Origin of the sequence: Gloeocapsa sp. DLM2.Bin57, from assembly GCA_007693955.1 — a bacterium.
Taxonomy (GTDB): domain Bacteria; phylum Cyanobacteriota; class Cyanobacteriia; order Cyanobacteriales; family Gloeocapsaceae; genus Gloeocapsa.
The window spans coordinates 32131-47480 of record RECR01000089.1 but is presented as its reverse complement, the minus strand read 5'-3'; the positions used below and the strand labels follow the sequence as shown (position 1 = coordinate 47480).

The 15350-nt window shown below is 37.4% G+C and carries 14 protein-coding genes and 1 pseudogene; 6 read left to right on the top strand and 9 right to left on the bottom strand.

Going from position 1 to position 15350, the window contains the following annotated elements; genetic code table 11:
- Positions 1-162: 162 nt before the first annotated feature.
- Both EA365_12005 and EA365_12000 read right to left on the bottom strand, forming a co-directional pair.
- Positions 163-555 (bottom strand): hypothetical protein, encoded by a 393-nt coding sequence (locus EA365_12005; GenBank protein ID TVQ43732.1) that lies wholly within the window; start codon positions 553-555, stop codon positions 163-165.
- A complete protein-coding gene (locus EA365_12000; protein ID TVQ43731.1) occupies positions 552-2960 on the bottom strand; it encodes a dynamin family protein in 2409 nt (802 codons plus the stop codon). Before EA365_12000 ends, EA365_12005 begins: the two co-directional genes overlap by 4 nt.
- 246 nt (positions 2961-3206) lie before the next feature.
- On the opposite strand from EA365_12000, the gene EA365_11995 reads away from it, so the two are divergent.
- Positions 3207-3428, top strand: a complete 222-nt coding sequence (locus EA365_11995; GenBank protein TVQ43734.1) for a hypothetical protein — start codon at positions 3207-3209, stop codon at positions 3426-3428.
- On the opposite strand, the gene EA365_11990 is transcribed toward EA365_11995, so the two are convergent.
- The gene (locus EA365_11990) at positions 3425-3634 is read right to left on the bottom strand and encodes a hypothetical protein (protein TVQ43730.1); all 210 of its coding nucleotides are present in this window, start codon (positions 3632-3634) and stop codon (positions 3425-3427) included. The genes EA365_11995 and EA365_11990 overlap by 4 nt on opposite strands.
- On the opposite strand from EA365_11990, the gene dacB reads away from it, so the two are divergent.
- Positions 3635-5041, top strand: coding sequence for a D-alanyl-D-alanine carboxypeptidase/D-alanyl-D-alanine-endopeptidase (gene dacB, locus EA365_11985; protein TVQ43729.1), 1407 nt, complete (start codon positions 3635-3637; stop codon positions 5039-5041).
- On the opposite strand, the gene EA365_11980 is transcribed toward dacB, so the two are convergent.
- From EA365_11980 to EA365_11965, 4 genes are all read right to left on the bottom strand, one after another.
- Positions 5038-6024 (bottom strand): PRC-barrel domain containing protein, encoded by a 987-nt coding sequence (locus tag EA365_11980; GenBank protein TVQ43728.1) that lies wholly within the window; start codon positions 6022-6024, stop codon positions 5038-5040. The genes dacB and EA365_11980 overlap by 4 nt on opposite strands.
- Before the next feature lie 86 nt (positions 6025-6110).
- On the bottom strand, positions 6111-6563 hold the full coding sequence (locus tag EA365_11975) for an SRPBCC family protein (GenBank protein ID TVQ43727.1): 453 nt from the start codon (positions 6561-6563) through the stop codon (positions 6111-6113).
- A 1-nt stretch (position 6564) separates the two neighbouring features.
- The gene (gene rnc / locus EA365_11970) at positions 6565-7251 is read right to left on the bottom strand and encodes a ribonuclease III (GenBank protein ID TVQ43726.1); all 687 of its coding nucleotides are present in this window, start codon (positions 7249-7251) and stop codon (positions 6565-6567) included.
- Positions 7252-7490: 239 nt separating this feature from the next.
- Positions 7491-7832, bottom strand: a complete 342-nt coding sequence (locus EA365_11965) for a hypothetical protein (GenBank protein TVQ43725.1) — start codon at positions 7830-7832, stop codon at positions 7491-7493.
- Positions 7833-8006: 174 nt separating this feature from the next.
- On the opposite strand from EA365_11965, the gene EA365_11960 reads away from it, so the two are divergent.
- Complete coding sequence (locus tag EA365_11960; protein TVQ43724.1) at positions 8007-9293, top strand: PrsW family intramembrane metalloprotease; 1287 nt, start codon at positions 8007-8009, stop codon at positions 9291-9293.
- Between the two features lie 335 nt (positions 9294-9628).
- Here EA365_11960 and EA365_11955 read toward each other — a convergent pair whose 3' ends face one another.
- Both EA365_11955 and EA365_11950 read right to left on the bottom strand, forming a co-directional pair.
- Entirely contained in the window at positions 9629-10765 is a 1137-nt protein-coding gene (locus tag EA365_11955; protein ID TVQ43723.1) for a glycosyltransferase family 1 protein, read from the bottom strand.
- A 1-nt stretch (position 10766) separates the two neighbouring features.
- Positions 10767-12461 carry a capsule biosynthesis protein gene (locus tag EA365_11950; protein ID TVQ43722.1) on the bottom strand — a complete coding sequence of 565 codons (1695 nt, stop codon included), beginning with the start codon at positions 12459-12461 and terminating at the stop codon, positions 10767-10769.
- A 50-nt stretch (positions 12462-12511) separates the two neighbouring features.
- Between EA365_11950 and EA365_11945 the strand changes: the two genes are divergently transcribed.
- The 3 genes and pseudogenes from EA365_11945 (at position 12512) to EA365_11935 (ending at position 14803) form a co-directional block, all read left to right on the top strand.
- Positions 12512-12949, top strand: a complete 438-nt coding sequence (locus EA365_11945; protein TVQ43721.1) for an SH3 domain-containing protein — start codon at positions 12512-12514, stop codon at positions 12947-12949.
- A 110-nt stretch (positions 12950-13059) separates the two neighbouring features.
- A complete protein-coding gene (locus EA365_11940; GenBank protein TVQ43720.1) occupies positions 13060-13716 on the top strand; it encodes an IS607 family transposase in 657 nt (218 codons plus the stop codon).
- Positions 13691-14803: pseudogene (locus EA365_11935) on the top strand (transposase). The gene EA365_11940 and the pseudogene EA365_11935 overlap by 26 nt, the downstream one beginning before the upstream one ends.
- Positions 14804-15350: the final 547 nt, after the last annotated feature.

Below are 15350 nucleotides of genomic sequence, written 5' to 3'. Positions count from 1 at the left end.
TAATTAAAAAAGTGGGGATGGGCATCGCCTCACTCAAAAACGGTCAATCATCTCTGAAGGTGAAAGATAAGAAGCCTACAGCGTAATCTTTGATTCGGTGTAGGAGTATGTCACTCTGGGAGAACAGGATATTTTTACCTTTGGAAATCCACACCTTTGCTATTAACGCAAATCATCTAAAGAAGATGAGTAGTTTTTACTTTGATTCTGTTCGGGAATAAATTCTAAGGAAAGTTTTAATTGTAATTTCCCTTTGCGCCAATTTTGTTGAGGTTTTAGTAATTGACATGGTATCCCTTCTTTTAGGAGCATTTCTCCTATTTCTGGTTTATTTTCTACCAATTGACCTAACCATTGTAAGACATTTTCTTCTTCATCTTTTTGCAAATTAATATTAACTTTTTTAGCTTTAAAAGCGTCTTCTATAACCCTAGGTATTTCTTGCTTAACCGCTAATTGAATCGCTTCTTTAAGCAAATAAGCTTTAACAATCTCTTCATTGAAAGAAAAAATATCTTCTTGACCACAGTCGTCTAAATAATAATGTTGGCTCATTCTGTTACTTCCTCAGTAGTTATTTCTGTTGGGCTGATTAGGGGTAATTGGTATTCGTAAACCTGCATAGACTCTAAACAATTATTAATACCTTGAACCGCTTCATTATATCTTTTCATATTAATTATAGTTTGAGCTTGTAGTTGAGAATTACGAGCTATTTTTTCCTCAGCTTCTTTGACTAGATTTTGTTCTAAATAAGCGCGAGCTGCTGTATATTGTTGGATAATTTCTTCTGATTGTTGTTCAGCCATTGGTAATAATTGCGTTTTCAATGTCTGATTAAATGTCTGACGAAAATTACGGCGAATTGTTGCAGATACTTTGGGTTCAAAATCTAATTTAAGGAGTTGACGAATCGCAGGCTCTGCTTCTACCATAGTTTCACAATCATACCCTTGTGACGTTTGTTGGAGGGTTTCCCGAAATTGGTAGATAGAAAATGTTCCCTCATCGTAAAAACGAGGACTTTCACGCACATAGCGATCGCATTCTGTTCTAGCTTGACTAACAATAGCATGATTTAAGGCAATTTCTAGCCGTTTAATACTTTCGGTGATACCTCCATCATTGCCTAGGAGTCGATAAAGTTTGCGATAATAGTCGGTATTGCCAATAGTGTTTAACAATCTTTCGCTGACGTTAGTAATGATGCGTTGGGATTCTGATACTAAGACATCCTCAAGCTCGTTAGCTAGATAATACAGTGCTTCTACTAAAATAGCGATAAGTGGTGCAGTAGCGTTGCGAGGATGAGCCAGAGTAGCACGTTTATAAGCGTTAGCTACAGAAAAACTGTGTAATAACTCATCGAGACGATTAACCATTTTCCCCTGGAGTCGGTGGAAATCCTGCTCAAATTCCTCGTTTTGATTCACTATGATAAGATTGACTTCTTGACTGATATGCAGTTGAAATTCTTCGCCAATTTGTTGCAACTCTTGATGAAGACGCGCTAATTCTTGCGCTTTCATCGCTTCTATTTCTTGAGGTTGACTGGATAATTCGGTTATTTGAGTTAAGTAGTGATTGCGCAGATTGATACACAGGGGTTGTAAATCGTCAGCGAGATTAGAGAATAATTGGGGGCGTTTTTCTTCGGTGAGATAGCGAGTCATTCCCTGACGAAATTCTTCTATACCACTATCGTTAATTAACTGCTCAATCAATGGTTGTCCCCATTCTGCTAGAATTCTAACGTAGTTTTCTGCTGCGGTTTCGTAGCTTTTGACGTCAACGCGAAATTTAGTGCGGGTTAGTTTTTGGGAATTAGCACAATAATTGTTAAATTCACTGACAAATTGCGGTGTATCTTCTTCCCCTCCTAAATTTTTCACATTTTTAGCTAGGAATGAATTTAATCCCCAACGATCGCTACTATTGCTATGCTTAATTAAACTCCCGTAGAATCCTAATAATCCACTGGTTTTATATACTCGATTGGTGTCATAAAATTGTGACTGAATCAGGTTTTCTAATCGCTGACGCAATTGAGCGTTATACCAGGTTTCGTCGATACGATTAAATACATAGAAAACGCGATCGCGAATTCCTTTATTGCTTTTAATTGTTTCTAATAATCTGGTTTCTTCACTGCTCATTTCTCCTGCTGCACCTGCTTTAAGTACACAAACTACAGCAGAGGTGTCAGGATCGGTAATTTTTTGATAGGTTAACTCAGCATCTTTTTTAACGGGAGCGTCAATACCTGGTAAGTCAACTAAAACGTTCCCATCTTGTAGCAATGGATGATGACAATAATATTCTAGCTTTTTAAGAATAGCGCTATTACTTCCCCGACGAGCATAACTAGCAGCTTCATTGAGATTACCAAAATTTAACTGCTCCATTGAGTAGGTGTTATTCTGGGAAGGATGGAGGTAATTACTATTTTGTTGATATCCTTCTAATAGTAAAAGTAGTGCTTTAGCTTGTTTAGCTTTTTCTGATTTACTTTCTCCTCCTTCTGAGTAAATAATTTTCTCGGCTAACTGTTGTATTTCCTCTATTGTGGTAATTTTTTCGAGGTTGATTTCCCCATTAATACCGAGAATACTAGTTAAAACTTCTACTTGTTGGCTGATTTCCTGTTTACTTAAAAAAGTGAGTACCACTCTTTCTTGATTAGACTCAGCGTAATAAATATAGCATTCAGTTCCTGTAGCGTGACCTTCTGAACTATAAAGTAATTCTTTCTCTAAGATAGCGTTGATTAGCATAGATTTTCCCGCGCTAAAAGCTCCCGCGAAGACAATCTCAAATTGAGGGGCGATCGCTTTTTTCAGGGATGTTTCTATAGGAGTAGGATCATGTTGTGATTTTAAGCTTGATTCAAGTGACCACAATTCTAGGAGAGTGGTGACTAATTCTGGTAAATTTTGACAACTAGGCGGTAGTGAAATCATAAGTAGATTGCTATGTATCTCTATCAATCACTTTAACCTAGATCAAGCATTTTTATCAAAACTTACTGGTTAAGTTAGGGTGCGGGGTCTGGAGTTAGGTGTTAGGTATTATTGCTTTTAGATAATATACTTACTTTGGCCTCTTACCACTCTTCCCTTATATTAACTTATCTAAACTTTGGTTTACATTGGTTCAAAGGAACTTATATAGTAGTAATAGATACAGAAAATACCAGGGGATCAGCTATGAGTACTGAAGAAAGAGCCAGAGAATTATTAGCCCAAGACAGAAAACACGAAGGCAATCTTCATGATAATATGCTAACTAGAGCGGTTGAAGAAGTAGAAGAATTAGAAATAAGTAATACTGAAGAAAGAGCTAGAGAATTATTAGCCCAAGACAGAAAACACGAAGAACATATTCACGAAAATATGCTTAGTCGCAGTCACGAAGAAATACAACATTAACCGAATACTTCATCTTCTCTACCTAACCACCATTCGCCGAGATTCATCATGTCTTGGTGGATTTCTGCTAAGGTTGCAATATACTCACTATCAGCGAGAGTATGACGTCTTTCCTCAAGTTTTTTCAGACGCAACTGAATTAATAACCAAGGTTTGGAAATTCCGTCTATATTTTCAATATATTTAGCTAGTTCGTCGCTGTTCATATGCTCAGGAAAAAATGTTGTTGGTGGGGAAAAATAATCGCTCTAGGAGTGATTATACCATGGCTAAATTCTGGTAGTTCTGTACAAGCAGAATCAGAGTTTGTCTGTGTATCAAATTTAGAGAAGGAAGTTCAAGAAATAATCCATCGCCCCGAATGGAACAGATCTCGTTGGGGTATATTGGTACGTACCCTAGATGGGGAGGAGACTATCTATAATCTAGAGGGTGAGAAGTATTTTTTACCTGCATCGAGTCTGAAGTTACTAACTACAGCAGCAGCTATCCAAGGGTTGGGGAGTGATTTTAGGATCGCTACTCCTGTTTATGTCACAGGATCTGCCCCAAGACTGGAGAGATTGGTTATAGTAGGCAAAGGTGATCCGAGTTTAACTAGCGATCACCTTAGAGGTTTGGCTAGAGAATTAAAGCAACAAGGCATTAATCATATTAATGAGTTAATCCTTGTTGATAATTATTTCAATGATTCAGAGATTAACCCAACTTGGGAATGGTCAGATTTATATTTTTATTACGCGGTTGGAGTCAATAGTCTGATTCTGGATGAAAACAGAGTCATTCTAACCATTATACCCCAAGAGGTGGGAGAAACAGCCCAATTACAGTGGTCAAATCCTAACACCTTTAAACAATGGCGAGTAGATAATCAGGTTTTGAGTGTAACCGACCAAGATAGGGCTAGAATCAGTTTAGATGGCTTATGGGCTAAATCAGAGTTAAGGATAGAGGGAGAGATATCTACTGAGAGTCAACCTCTAGTTTATTATTTAGCGATCGCCAATCCCAGTAATTATTTTCTAGAGTCTTTGTCTCGTATTTTGTTGGTAGAAAACATTCAAGTTAGTCATAAAACTCTCACCTCTGATTCTGTTGAGAATTTAGGTACTAGATTTACTGAATTACTTTCACCACCATTAGAGACACTGATAGTCAAGGTTAATCAAGAGAGTAATAATTTATACGCAGAAGCGATCGCCAAAATCTTGCAACAAGAATCTACTCAAACTCTCCAAGAGATTTTAACTGAGTTAGGGGTTGAATCGAGTAGTTATCAAATGGCTGACGCTTCGGGGTTGTCTCGTCATAACCTAGTATCTCCCGAAGCTTTAGTACAAGTTCTTACTTTAATGGCTCAATTGTCTGTTTATCGTGAGTCTTTACCACAACCAGGACAAGGTACATTAAGACATAGATTAGCTGATCAGCAATTACAGGCTAAAACAGGTTATTTAAGCGGTGTATCTTCCTTAAGTGGCTACTTAACTCCAAAAGATTATCAACCAATTGTGTTTAGCATTATGATCAACCAATCTGAACAATCAGGGAGGGCTTTACAAGAGGCGATCGACGAGATAATAATCTTACTATCTCGTTTACGCAGATGTTAATAATCTGTTTCTTCCTCGTATTCTCGTGCTTTTTGTTTATCAGTCAGATTAATTCTAGGTGCTTGTAGAGGTTGTGGCTCTACATCATCATCCCAGATATCGCTTTTCTCATCATAATCATAGTCATAATCATAATCTGGTTGTTTGTTAAGGGGTTGATAAACAGGGGGAGTAGGTTCATAATCATCACTTTCTCCCCAGTTACTCTCTTCTAGATCTTCTTCGTATTCAGGATAACGGATTGATTCTGCTTGTTTTTGGGGAGTAACAGGAGTGTAGGGATCTTCCCAATCATCATCATGCCAATTTTCTTGAGAAATGGGGACTTTTTCCTCTACTTTTTCGGCGACGGGTGTACGGATGGGGATACGACTAGGTAGTTGGTTTTCTGCGGGGGTAACTGGTGGGTAGTAGCTTTCTTCTGCTTCTTTTTCCCAGGGAGGTTTACCGATTCCGAGGCGTTCCAATAAACCTACGCTTATTTGAGTCAAGCGATCTTCTGCACTTTCAAAAACGATCAAGCGATTAGGACCACCACTAATTACCTCATCCATAGACAATTCATAGGTACTAATCAATTGTTCGGGAATTTGATGATAACCAACCGAAGCGATAATAATCGAGGAGACTCTACCATCGGTGGGGTTGAATTGAAAATCTCTGACTCTTCCTAGTGGCTCTCCTGTTTCGGTGATTACTTCACTATTGACTAGTTGACTATAGACTTCTACATCTACATCTTCGATGACGTCTTCGTCTTCTACTAGGATGACATCCCCTGTTTGACTAATATTACTCAGATATAAGTATTTTGGTAACCCTGAAACGGCAAAACGGTTATCTCTTAATCCTAGAGCTACTACTTCTCGTCCATCTACATCAACTAATAATTCTTTGACTACTCCTAATTTTTTGCCAGTGTTACGAGTAATAACTTCTGTATTTAATATCTCAGTGCGTAAACGGCTATTATCGATTGTCATTGTATTCTATTTAAATTTTGTTTCCTAATTACTATAGATAGCTTAAAAGCACTTTTATTATTTAAGGTTACTTTTTTCTAGTCTAACTAATTTTTGTTAAGTTGATGATATTCTGCTATGAGTTTGAGTCTTTTTAGTTGTGCTTCCATATCTTGTTTGGTTAATCTAGCAGCCACAAGATTATAGCCAAAACTAACTAGAGGGTTGGGGATAGTGAATTCAAAACTGTTAATTAGTTTAGTTCCTGTGGGTATCGGTTGACATTCCCAGCGATCGCATCCTTGAAAAAAACCTGTAAATTGCCAGAGGATTAATCCTGACTCTCTCTGGATTACCTGACTTTCTAGAGTTGGTTGTAAGAGAGGGATATTGATGATAAAGCGACTGCGACTATTTAACTCGGTACTCCATTCCCCTATAGGTTCACAACGTAACATAGGATTCAACCAACGGTGCATCAAAACGCGATCGCTCAGACAATGTTCGACTACTGCAGGACTTGCTTCTATTTCGATAGACTGGGTTAATGTTTGTATCATCTTAAATTATAGATAACTTTTTCAAAGCTGCTAAAGCGGCTTTTTTTTCTGCTTCCTGTTTGCGAGATCCCTCACCGACTCCATAGACTCCACTTTTGATTTGGACTTCTATGGTAAAAGTTTTAGCATGAGGAGGACCAACCTCATTGAGTAGTTTATAAATCGGATTTTCTCCCATATTAACAATTGCCCATTGTTGCAGTAAATTTTTGGCATCATTGAGATAAGTTTTAGGTTCTGAAGCTTTACTAGAGAGGATTTCATCCGCTAGGGGAATAAATAAACATTCTATATATTCTTTAACCGCACTAATTCCTTGATCGAGAAAATAAGCACCAATAACCGCTTCTAGGGTATCAGAAAGTACAGCAGAACTATTTCTAACGGCGTTTTTTTCTGCACCTTTACCGATACGAATAAGTTTACCTAATCCCATTTCTTGCGCTATATTAGCTAATTGTGTTTGATCTACTAACATAGCACGTAGTTTAGTCAAGTCTGCTTCATCTAACTCGGGATAACGTTGATAGAGTGATTCAGCTATCAAAAAACCTAACACCGCATCACCGAGAAATTCTAGTCTTTCATTATCTGCTTTACAAAGGGATTCATGAGCGTAGGAACGATGAGTTAAAGCTTGTTGAAATAGTTCGTGATTATTAATTACTGGAAGTTTTTGAGGTAACATAATCTTAAAAGTAATTTAGGTGGAACGGTGGAACGGTGGAATGGTGGAATGGTGGAATGGTGGAACGGTGGAACGGTGGAATGGTGGAACGGTGAAACCCAATTCCTTTCTTCCTTTCTTCGGAATTCTCCCCTAATCCCGTCTCCCCATCTTCCCACACTCCCTACTCTTGCCTGAGTGCTTTACTGATGTTAATCTTATTGGTGAGGAAATTGATTGCCTCACCTTGGTTATGGTTGTTAATCTTGAAAAATATATTCTAGTTCATTTCTCAAAACATCAACATTAGCAATTCTGGCAACTATCAAGTTTTCTGAACCCGCTTTAGCTAACTCTCCTTGCCAATATTGGATTGATTCGGGGTATTTTAGCCAAAAATTAACCATGGTACTCATAACCTTATCCCAATTCCAATCTGGTTTAGCGTAGATTAATTCAGCTGAACGCATAAAAGCATCTAAAGTACATCGATCGCTTCCTAAATAAGCTTTACTCCGTTTAGGGTTTTTTTCCACTTTTTCTTGATGGTAAAAGAAATTTAGAACTGGAGCTACACCAATGATGTCAAAAGTATAAGACATAACCAAATTCTCAGTTTATTTTGCAAGTAATTTGGTAAATTCTAGACAATCTTTGCGGAAAGGGAACATTTTATTAACTTTTATTTAGATTTTAATGGTAAATTAGTTAACAAAACTTTATAGACAACTTTCTAGTAGAATTAAATTACGTCTAAATAAAATAGTGAGTCAAAGATGAATGCTTATATAACTCCCAAAAAACCTCACCAGATTATTGGAGGACAAGCAATCGATTACCCTCTATCTACAGATAGGTCTCTATGTATTGGTAGAGACGCTAGTAAGTGTGAAATTGTCATAGATTCTAACGTTTGTCAGACAGTATCGCGAGTCCATGTAGAAATTAGACCTGTTAATTACCCAACAACCCAACAAGTAGTCAGTTGGGAAGTATATGACCATAGTTCTAACGGAACTTTTGTTAATAATGTTCGCCTACAGGGAAGTCAGATCTTAACACCAGGAGATATCATTAAACTTAGTCAAGATGGTCCTGAGTTTGTCTTTAATAATTTGCTACAGTCTTTAAGAACAAATAATAATAACAATAACGAAGCTTTAAGACTAACCCAATTAGTGCCAATTTTATCAAAAAAAAATAATTTATTTAATAAAGGATTTTTAATACCAGGAATACTAACTTGTTTTTTTATTGTCAGTTTATTTTTTGTTATTAATAATCCTGTACTGTTTAATATTTTATTGGGAACGTATATTATTACCTTAGCTTATTATTTTATCTACCGTTTGTGTGGTAAGCATAAGCCCTGGTGGTTATTGTTGGGTGTAGCTATTGCTGAAATTATTATCTTAGTAAGTCCACTTTTAATAATATTTATAATTATCTTTCGGGGAGTTTTACCAGGAGGAATTGAGCAAAATAACTTTGCTAGTGCTTTTATTGCTAACTTTTTTGGTGCTGGTTTAATGGAGGAATTACTTAAAGCTTTACCAGCTTTTGTTTTGATTTGGTTTAGTTCCATTTTGAGATCACCTTGGCGTGAAAGAATCGGGATTTGGGAACCCTTAGACGGGATTTTAATTGTAGCAGCAGCTGGTGCAGGGTTTACCTTTATTGAAACTTTAGGACAATATGTACCAATGATGATCGAACAGGGAGGACATTTAGCGGGATTACAGTTATTAATTCCTCGTACTTTAGGTTCAATCACAGGACATATGGCTTATAGTGGCTATTTTGGTTATTTTATCGGGTTAAGTATGTTAAAACCATCTAAACGGCGGTCATTGTTATTAATTGGTTGGTTAACATCCTCAGTTTTACACGGTTTCTGGAACGCTGCAGCTAGTGTTTCTAACAACATTTTGATTGTGTATTCTTTTTTAGCTTTCTCGGGTATTTTGAGTTATGTATTTTTGATTGCAGCTATTCTCAAAGCCCGTCAACTTTCGCCAAATCGAACCGAAAATTTTGCTACCCAGTTTCGGAATTTAAACTAGGTCATTATCACTAGAGTTCGGTATGAGGTATTAGGTATTAGGTGTTATTATTCCTATATATCATACTCCCCTCTCCCGTCTCCCCCTCTCCTGACAAGGGTAGGTTTTTTACAATAAGTTTGTAGTCAAGGTAAGACAAGGCAGACAAGGAGGGAAAGTAGACTCTCGAAGTATATGTATTTAAATATTACCTTGAATCAAAAACACACTTTTTGAATTGTAGTATCTACCTTGTCCCCCATTCTTCGTTCCTTCCTTGTCTCGTCTTCACCGAAATGTTAAAAACCTACACCTGTGAGCTCCCCCTCTCCCCCCTTTTCCCTTAGAAAGTAGCGCTATAACTGATAAGCTTCCAAGGTTGCTTGTGCAGTTTTTGACCAAGAATAAAGACTACTTCTGATTTTACCGCGTTGAATTAAGTCTTGACGCAATTGTCGATCGCTGATTACTCGTAAGATTGCTGTGGCTAATTCTTGATAATCATCGGGATTAATTAATAATGCTGCATCTTTGGCGATTTCGGGTAAACAAGAAGTGTTAGAAGTAATTACAGGGGTTTCTAGAGTCATTGCTTCTAAAACTGGTAATCCAAAACCTTCATAATAGGAAGGATAAACAAATACATCTGCTTGACGATAGAATAAAACTACTAACTCATCGGAAAGATAATCAAGATGATGGATATTTTCAGTATAAGGAGAGTTAGCGATCGCTTCTAGGATTGGTTGATAAAACCAGCCTTTTTGTCCAATTAAAACTAAATTATGAGGGATGTCATGTTGTTTTTTGAGATAATTAAAAGCCTTGATTAAATTAACAATATTCTTTCTCGGTTCAAGAGTACTTACAAATAATAAATAGGGTACAGAAAAGTCATAATTTACCTGAGATTTATTAAGAGTTGTCGGAGTTAAGAAAAAGCGACTAGCTTGAGGAGTTACTATAATTTTCTCTGGAGATATATTGAAATAATAGTTAATTTCTTGTTTAGTATTTTCCGAGAAAGTGATAATTAAATCAGTCCATTGTAAGCATTTTTGCAAGCGAGAATAATAAGTTTTGACAATAGAATTAACATATTGAGGATATTTGATAAAAGTTAAATCATGTATAGTTAAAATATTCTTACTTTTGTGAGAGGGATAGACAAAATGGTCAGTACCCTGTAGGATATCTGGAGAACCTAAAGAAGGTTCTAATAGAGATAAAATGGGATTAGGAAAATTAGTTAGTAAAGTAGATAGAGTGACGGGAAGAGGGAGACAATGAGTCTCAAGAGAAAAGTTCTGGTTATAACTAGGAGATAAATCACCCCTTAACCATTTTTTAAAACTAGGTTGATAGACTAAAGAAAGGTTGAAATTAGACTCAGATTGCAGCTTAATTAAACCTTGGACAAGATTAGTAATATAAACACCAATCCCACTAGGTTTAGAACGTAGGGAAGTTACATCGATAGCTATTTTTAGCATTTTAATCTAATTCAGCAGGATAAATAAACTCACTTCCCTGGAGAATACCATCACAGATTAAATCTAAACCACGACTATTACCAGGTAATAAATCAGCTATTTTTAAATCAGGTTTCAGTTTAAATTCAGAAGGATTTTGAGCTTGAGTAGTCAACTCTAGAGGTATCATACGTCTAAAAAAGAAGTGATAAGCGTATTTACGTGCTCGTATTAGGGTATCATCACTTAAACCCTCACTCAAAGGTAATTGGTCTAGATAGCTGATATATTCTTCAATAGAGGTAGCATCTCGAGTAATTTGTTTATTGCGTATCCAAGCTTCACCTGCGACGATGACGGGAATACCCATACTAGTTAACTCTACACCCATTTTTGTCCCGTAAATAAGTACAGCCCTGCAGGCTAACATAGCAGCGTAGGTACTAACTTGACTCTCTGGAGGGATAATAAAAACATTGGGGGGAAGGTTGGGAATAGCTTTAGCGATTTCAGCGATAATGGGTTGACGAGAAGGTAAAGTACCCCTAATTTCTGCGGGATGAACTCTAATCAGTAATTGTAAATCCCGACGTTGTCTAAAATACTCAATAGTGGTGAGTACCCAATCTAGTAAACTCTTAAAAGCGTTAGCGGGGTAGTGTAATTGTGCATCCCACATGACGTTAGTTAGTAAGCCAATACAAGGAAGGGTAAAATCCACCCCAATTTCACTAGCGATCGCCTTTAAGTCAAATTGGGGGTTTTCATGAAACCAGATCCAATCGTTACTACCTACCCAACGACTTTTAAGATAATCGAGTAATTGTTGTTCTAGTTGTTTATTCCAGGGGATATTTTCCCAATTAGTGACATTTTCCCACATCAATTGATGATGATAGGTATCGTGATGAGTAAAAATAAAACATTGTTTACGATACGCAGGATTCCAGTTAACTATTCTGACACCTTGTTGACGCGCTACTTCTCCTGTTAATCCTTGAGGTACGTAGATACCATGGTTAAATACTGCACAATGATAATTATGGGTTGTGAGTAGTTTTTGTGTTGCCAACGTAGTCAAAAGTGCTGCTTGAAAATAACGTCGTAAAATCTCTTCACCTTGTGACTCACTTTCTAAAGACGCACTAGCATAAAATCTTAATGCACCAGCTAAAGCGTGTTCACCTACTTTAATTTCTGACCAGGTATATTGGGGTATTTCTTTTCTAGATAGAGAGTTAGCGAGTTTAGCTGCTTCTTGATAGTCTGGTTCGGTGAGAAAATCACTATAACGGTGTATAGTTAATCCTAGGGGTTGTAAAACTTCTTGCGCAAAAGGATAACAGAGATTACATAAATCTTGTTGTGGACCGGTTTTAGCAAAGTATTCCTGTTTAGGGTAAAAAGTCGCATCACACCAAAAACAAGCCGGAAGAATACCATCACAGAGAAGAAAATGTACTTGTGCTCCTCTCAGTGTCAAAGCTACTGCTAAAAGACTTTCTATAGAGATCAGATGAATGTCTCCCCCAATACTAGTAGGAATTAAAATCAACTCTCCTGTTTTAGCTTGTGTTAGGATGTTATGCCAAGCAATGGCTTCAGAGTTAACAAACTCCTCCCAATGGGGACGATCTACGATAGATCGTTTTTTGCGTTTAGCTAGACGTACTTGACGCGCGAGAAAGGGTTGTTGTTTAAGTACTTTTTTGAGCATTAATTTGAGTACAATTAAGGTTATATTTTAATCATTTAGCTTAGTTCATAATGCAGACTTTCTGGAAGATTGTACAATTTATCTTGGGTTTTGTTTTAGGTCTTCTGCTTACCGCGGGAATCGGTGCGGGTATTGCTGTTTATCTTTTAAGTAAATTAGCTGACACTCCTTCTCAACCTTTGTTCGCTGAAACTATGTCTCCACCTGTTGTAGAAGAGGAAGTCGTTATAGATATTTCTCCCCTTGAAGAAGCAGAGGAAGAAGAAATACCCCAGCCTGAAGGTTATCGCGCTATAGTTACTTGGTCGGATGGTTTGAGTCTGAGATCTCAACCTGATCCTGATTCTGAACGTCTCGGTGGAGTAGCGTACAATCAAGAGTTAATTGTACTTGGGACTAACCCTGATGAAACTTGGCAAAGAGTTATTATTCCTGGTACTAATCTAGAAGGTTGGGTAAAAGCGGGAAATACCAGCAAAATTGATTAATTTTCTACTCCAGAGGTTGAGGACATCATTATTAGCTACCAAATTTCTCGTCAAAGCGCTTAAATAAGCAATAATCTGCTAAACTAAAATTAGTAAGCTAGTAATAGATAATGAAATACCTAACCCCTAAAGAAGCTGCACTAGCTTTATCTGTAAGTGTCAGCAGCCTTCGTCGTTGGGAATCTGAAGGCAAAATTAAGTCAATTAAAACACCTGCAGGACACAGGAGATATGCGATCGCCGAAATCGAAAAAACATTACAACCCCAATCAGTTACAACTGTTCTCTATTGTAGAGTCTCAACCTCATCTCAACGAGACGATCTTACGAGACAGATTGATTTCCTACGTCAACACTATCCGGAAGGAGAAGTCATATCAGACATTGGCTCAGGACTCAATTTCAGGCGAACTGGATTTATCACCGTTTTGGAACGCATTGTCACAAAAGATATCAGACGTCTTGTGGTTGCCTATCCTGACCGACTCGTTAGATTCGGGTTCGAAATGGTCAAATGGCTCTGCGAATACTTTGAATGCGAACTCGTGGTTCTCTATGACACAAAGCTATCACCAGAGCAAGAACTTGTGCAGGATATGCTCTCCATCATCCACTGCTTCTCTAACCGTCTCTACGGATTACGAAAGTACAAAAAACAAATCAAGCAAGAGCTACAAGAAAACCAAACGTCATCAAACAAGCCAGACAAAGCTGCCTCCAAACAATGTCTTGAAAATCAGGGTGTACCCGTCAAGCGAGTTACATAAAGTCTGGAAACAATGGTTAGCAGGCTACAGATTTGTTTATAACTGGTGTATTAATAAGCTCCAACAAGATAACTCTTGATCAGGATTTACTTTACAAACCTTAGTCAGGGAAGCAAAAGATATACCTGATTGGGTAAATGAAATACCAGGACATCAAAAACAAGAAGCTTGTGTAGAAGCTAGAGACGCATTTTCACAAGCAAAAGCAAATAATGGGGAAGCTAAATTCAAGTCATGTAGAGCCTCTCGGCAAGCAATATCATTTAAAGTAGGTAACTTTAAAAATGGGACATGGTACTCTAGATTAACCAAAGGAATGGAGTTTAAAGCATCTCAACCTATTCCTAATAATTGTGAGTACGGAACTAAATTAGTCTATACTCGTGGTAAATGGTTTGCTTGTTTTCCTACTCTTAAAAACGAACCTAAAACTGATAAATCAAAAGTAATAGCATTAGACCCAGGGAATAGAAGTTTCTTAACTGGCTACGATGGAGAAAGCATTTTAGAAGTAGGCAAGAACGATATCGGGCGCATAAATAGATTATGCTCGCATCTTGACCAACTAATAAGTAAAATGACTACTTCCCCATATAAACGTCAACGCAGACAAATGAGAAAAGCAAGTTATAGACTAAGAGAAAAGATAAATAATTTAGTTAAAGACTTGCATAATAAAGTAGCCAACTTCTTGACTAGCAATTATAAAGTCATCTTTCTCCCTCCTTTTGAAACTAGTAATATGGTGATAAAAAGTCAAAGAAAGATAAACAGAAAATCAGCTAGAAATATGTTGACCTGGAGTCATTATAAATTCTGCCAACACTTAAGGCAAATGGCTAAAAGAAGAGGAGTATTAGTCATAAGATTAAGTGAAGCATATACATCCAAAACTTGTGGAAACTGTGGGCATATTCACTCTAAATTAGGAGGAGCAAAAGTATTTAAATGCCCTAAATGTGGTACACAATTATCAAGAGATGTAAATGGCGCACGTAACATTATGCTACGTGCTTTGCAGGCAGTTGCCTTCACCGTTACTGGTGATGATATATTGAAGCTAGAAAGTGGTAATTGCGCGATTTAGCTAGATGTGCGACCTGAACTGGTCATTCGGAACGGGACGCCTCGTCCCCTAGGGATTTCTACCCCTAGCCCTTACGGAAAGAACTCTCTGAGTTTGGGCACAACCGAGTAGGTAACGAAACAGTTGGAATGCAGCCCCCGAAAGTAGCCCAAAACCAATAAGGCAATTGGTTAGGGAGCAATAGGGAAAGATGTAGAAGGATGAACACGGTCTAAGATACCGCTTAAACTACGTGATAAATCGAAGAGCAAAACGCCTTGACATGCTCTAACCAAAATGGTAAATAGGTGGTACATACGTTATCTAGTCGTATGTAAGTAGAAACACAATTCCTATCGTAGCAAAGGTATCCATCCTAACTAACATCAAAAACTTCAAATGACGCAACAGGGTAAACCCTACAGAGTCTAAATATAGGTCGAAATATTTAGTAGGTCAAAGGTAACTGAGACGGAATTCTCTGGAGGGTAAAGGAAGGAGTAAAAAGCGAATGCTTGTTTGTAATAAACAAGATAGGGATTCAAAATTTGTCCCTGACGGAAACGGA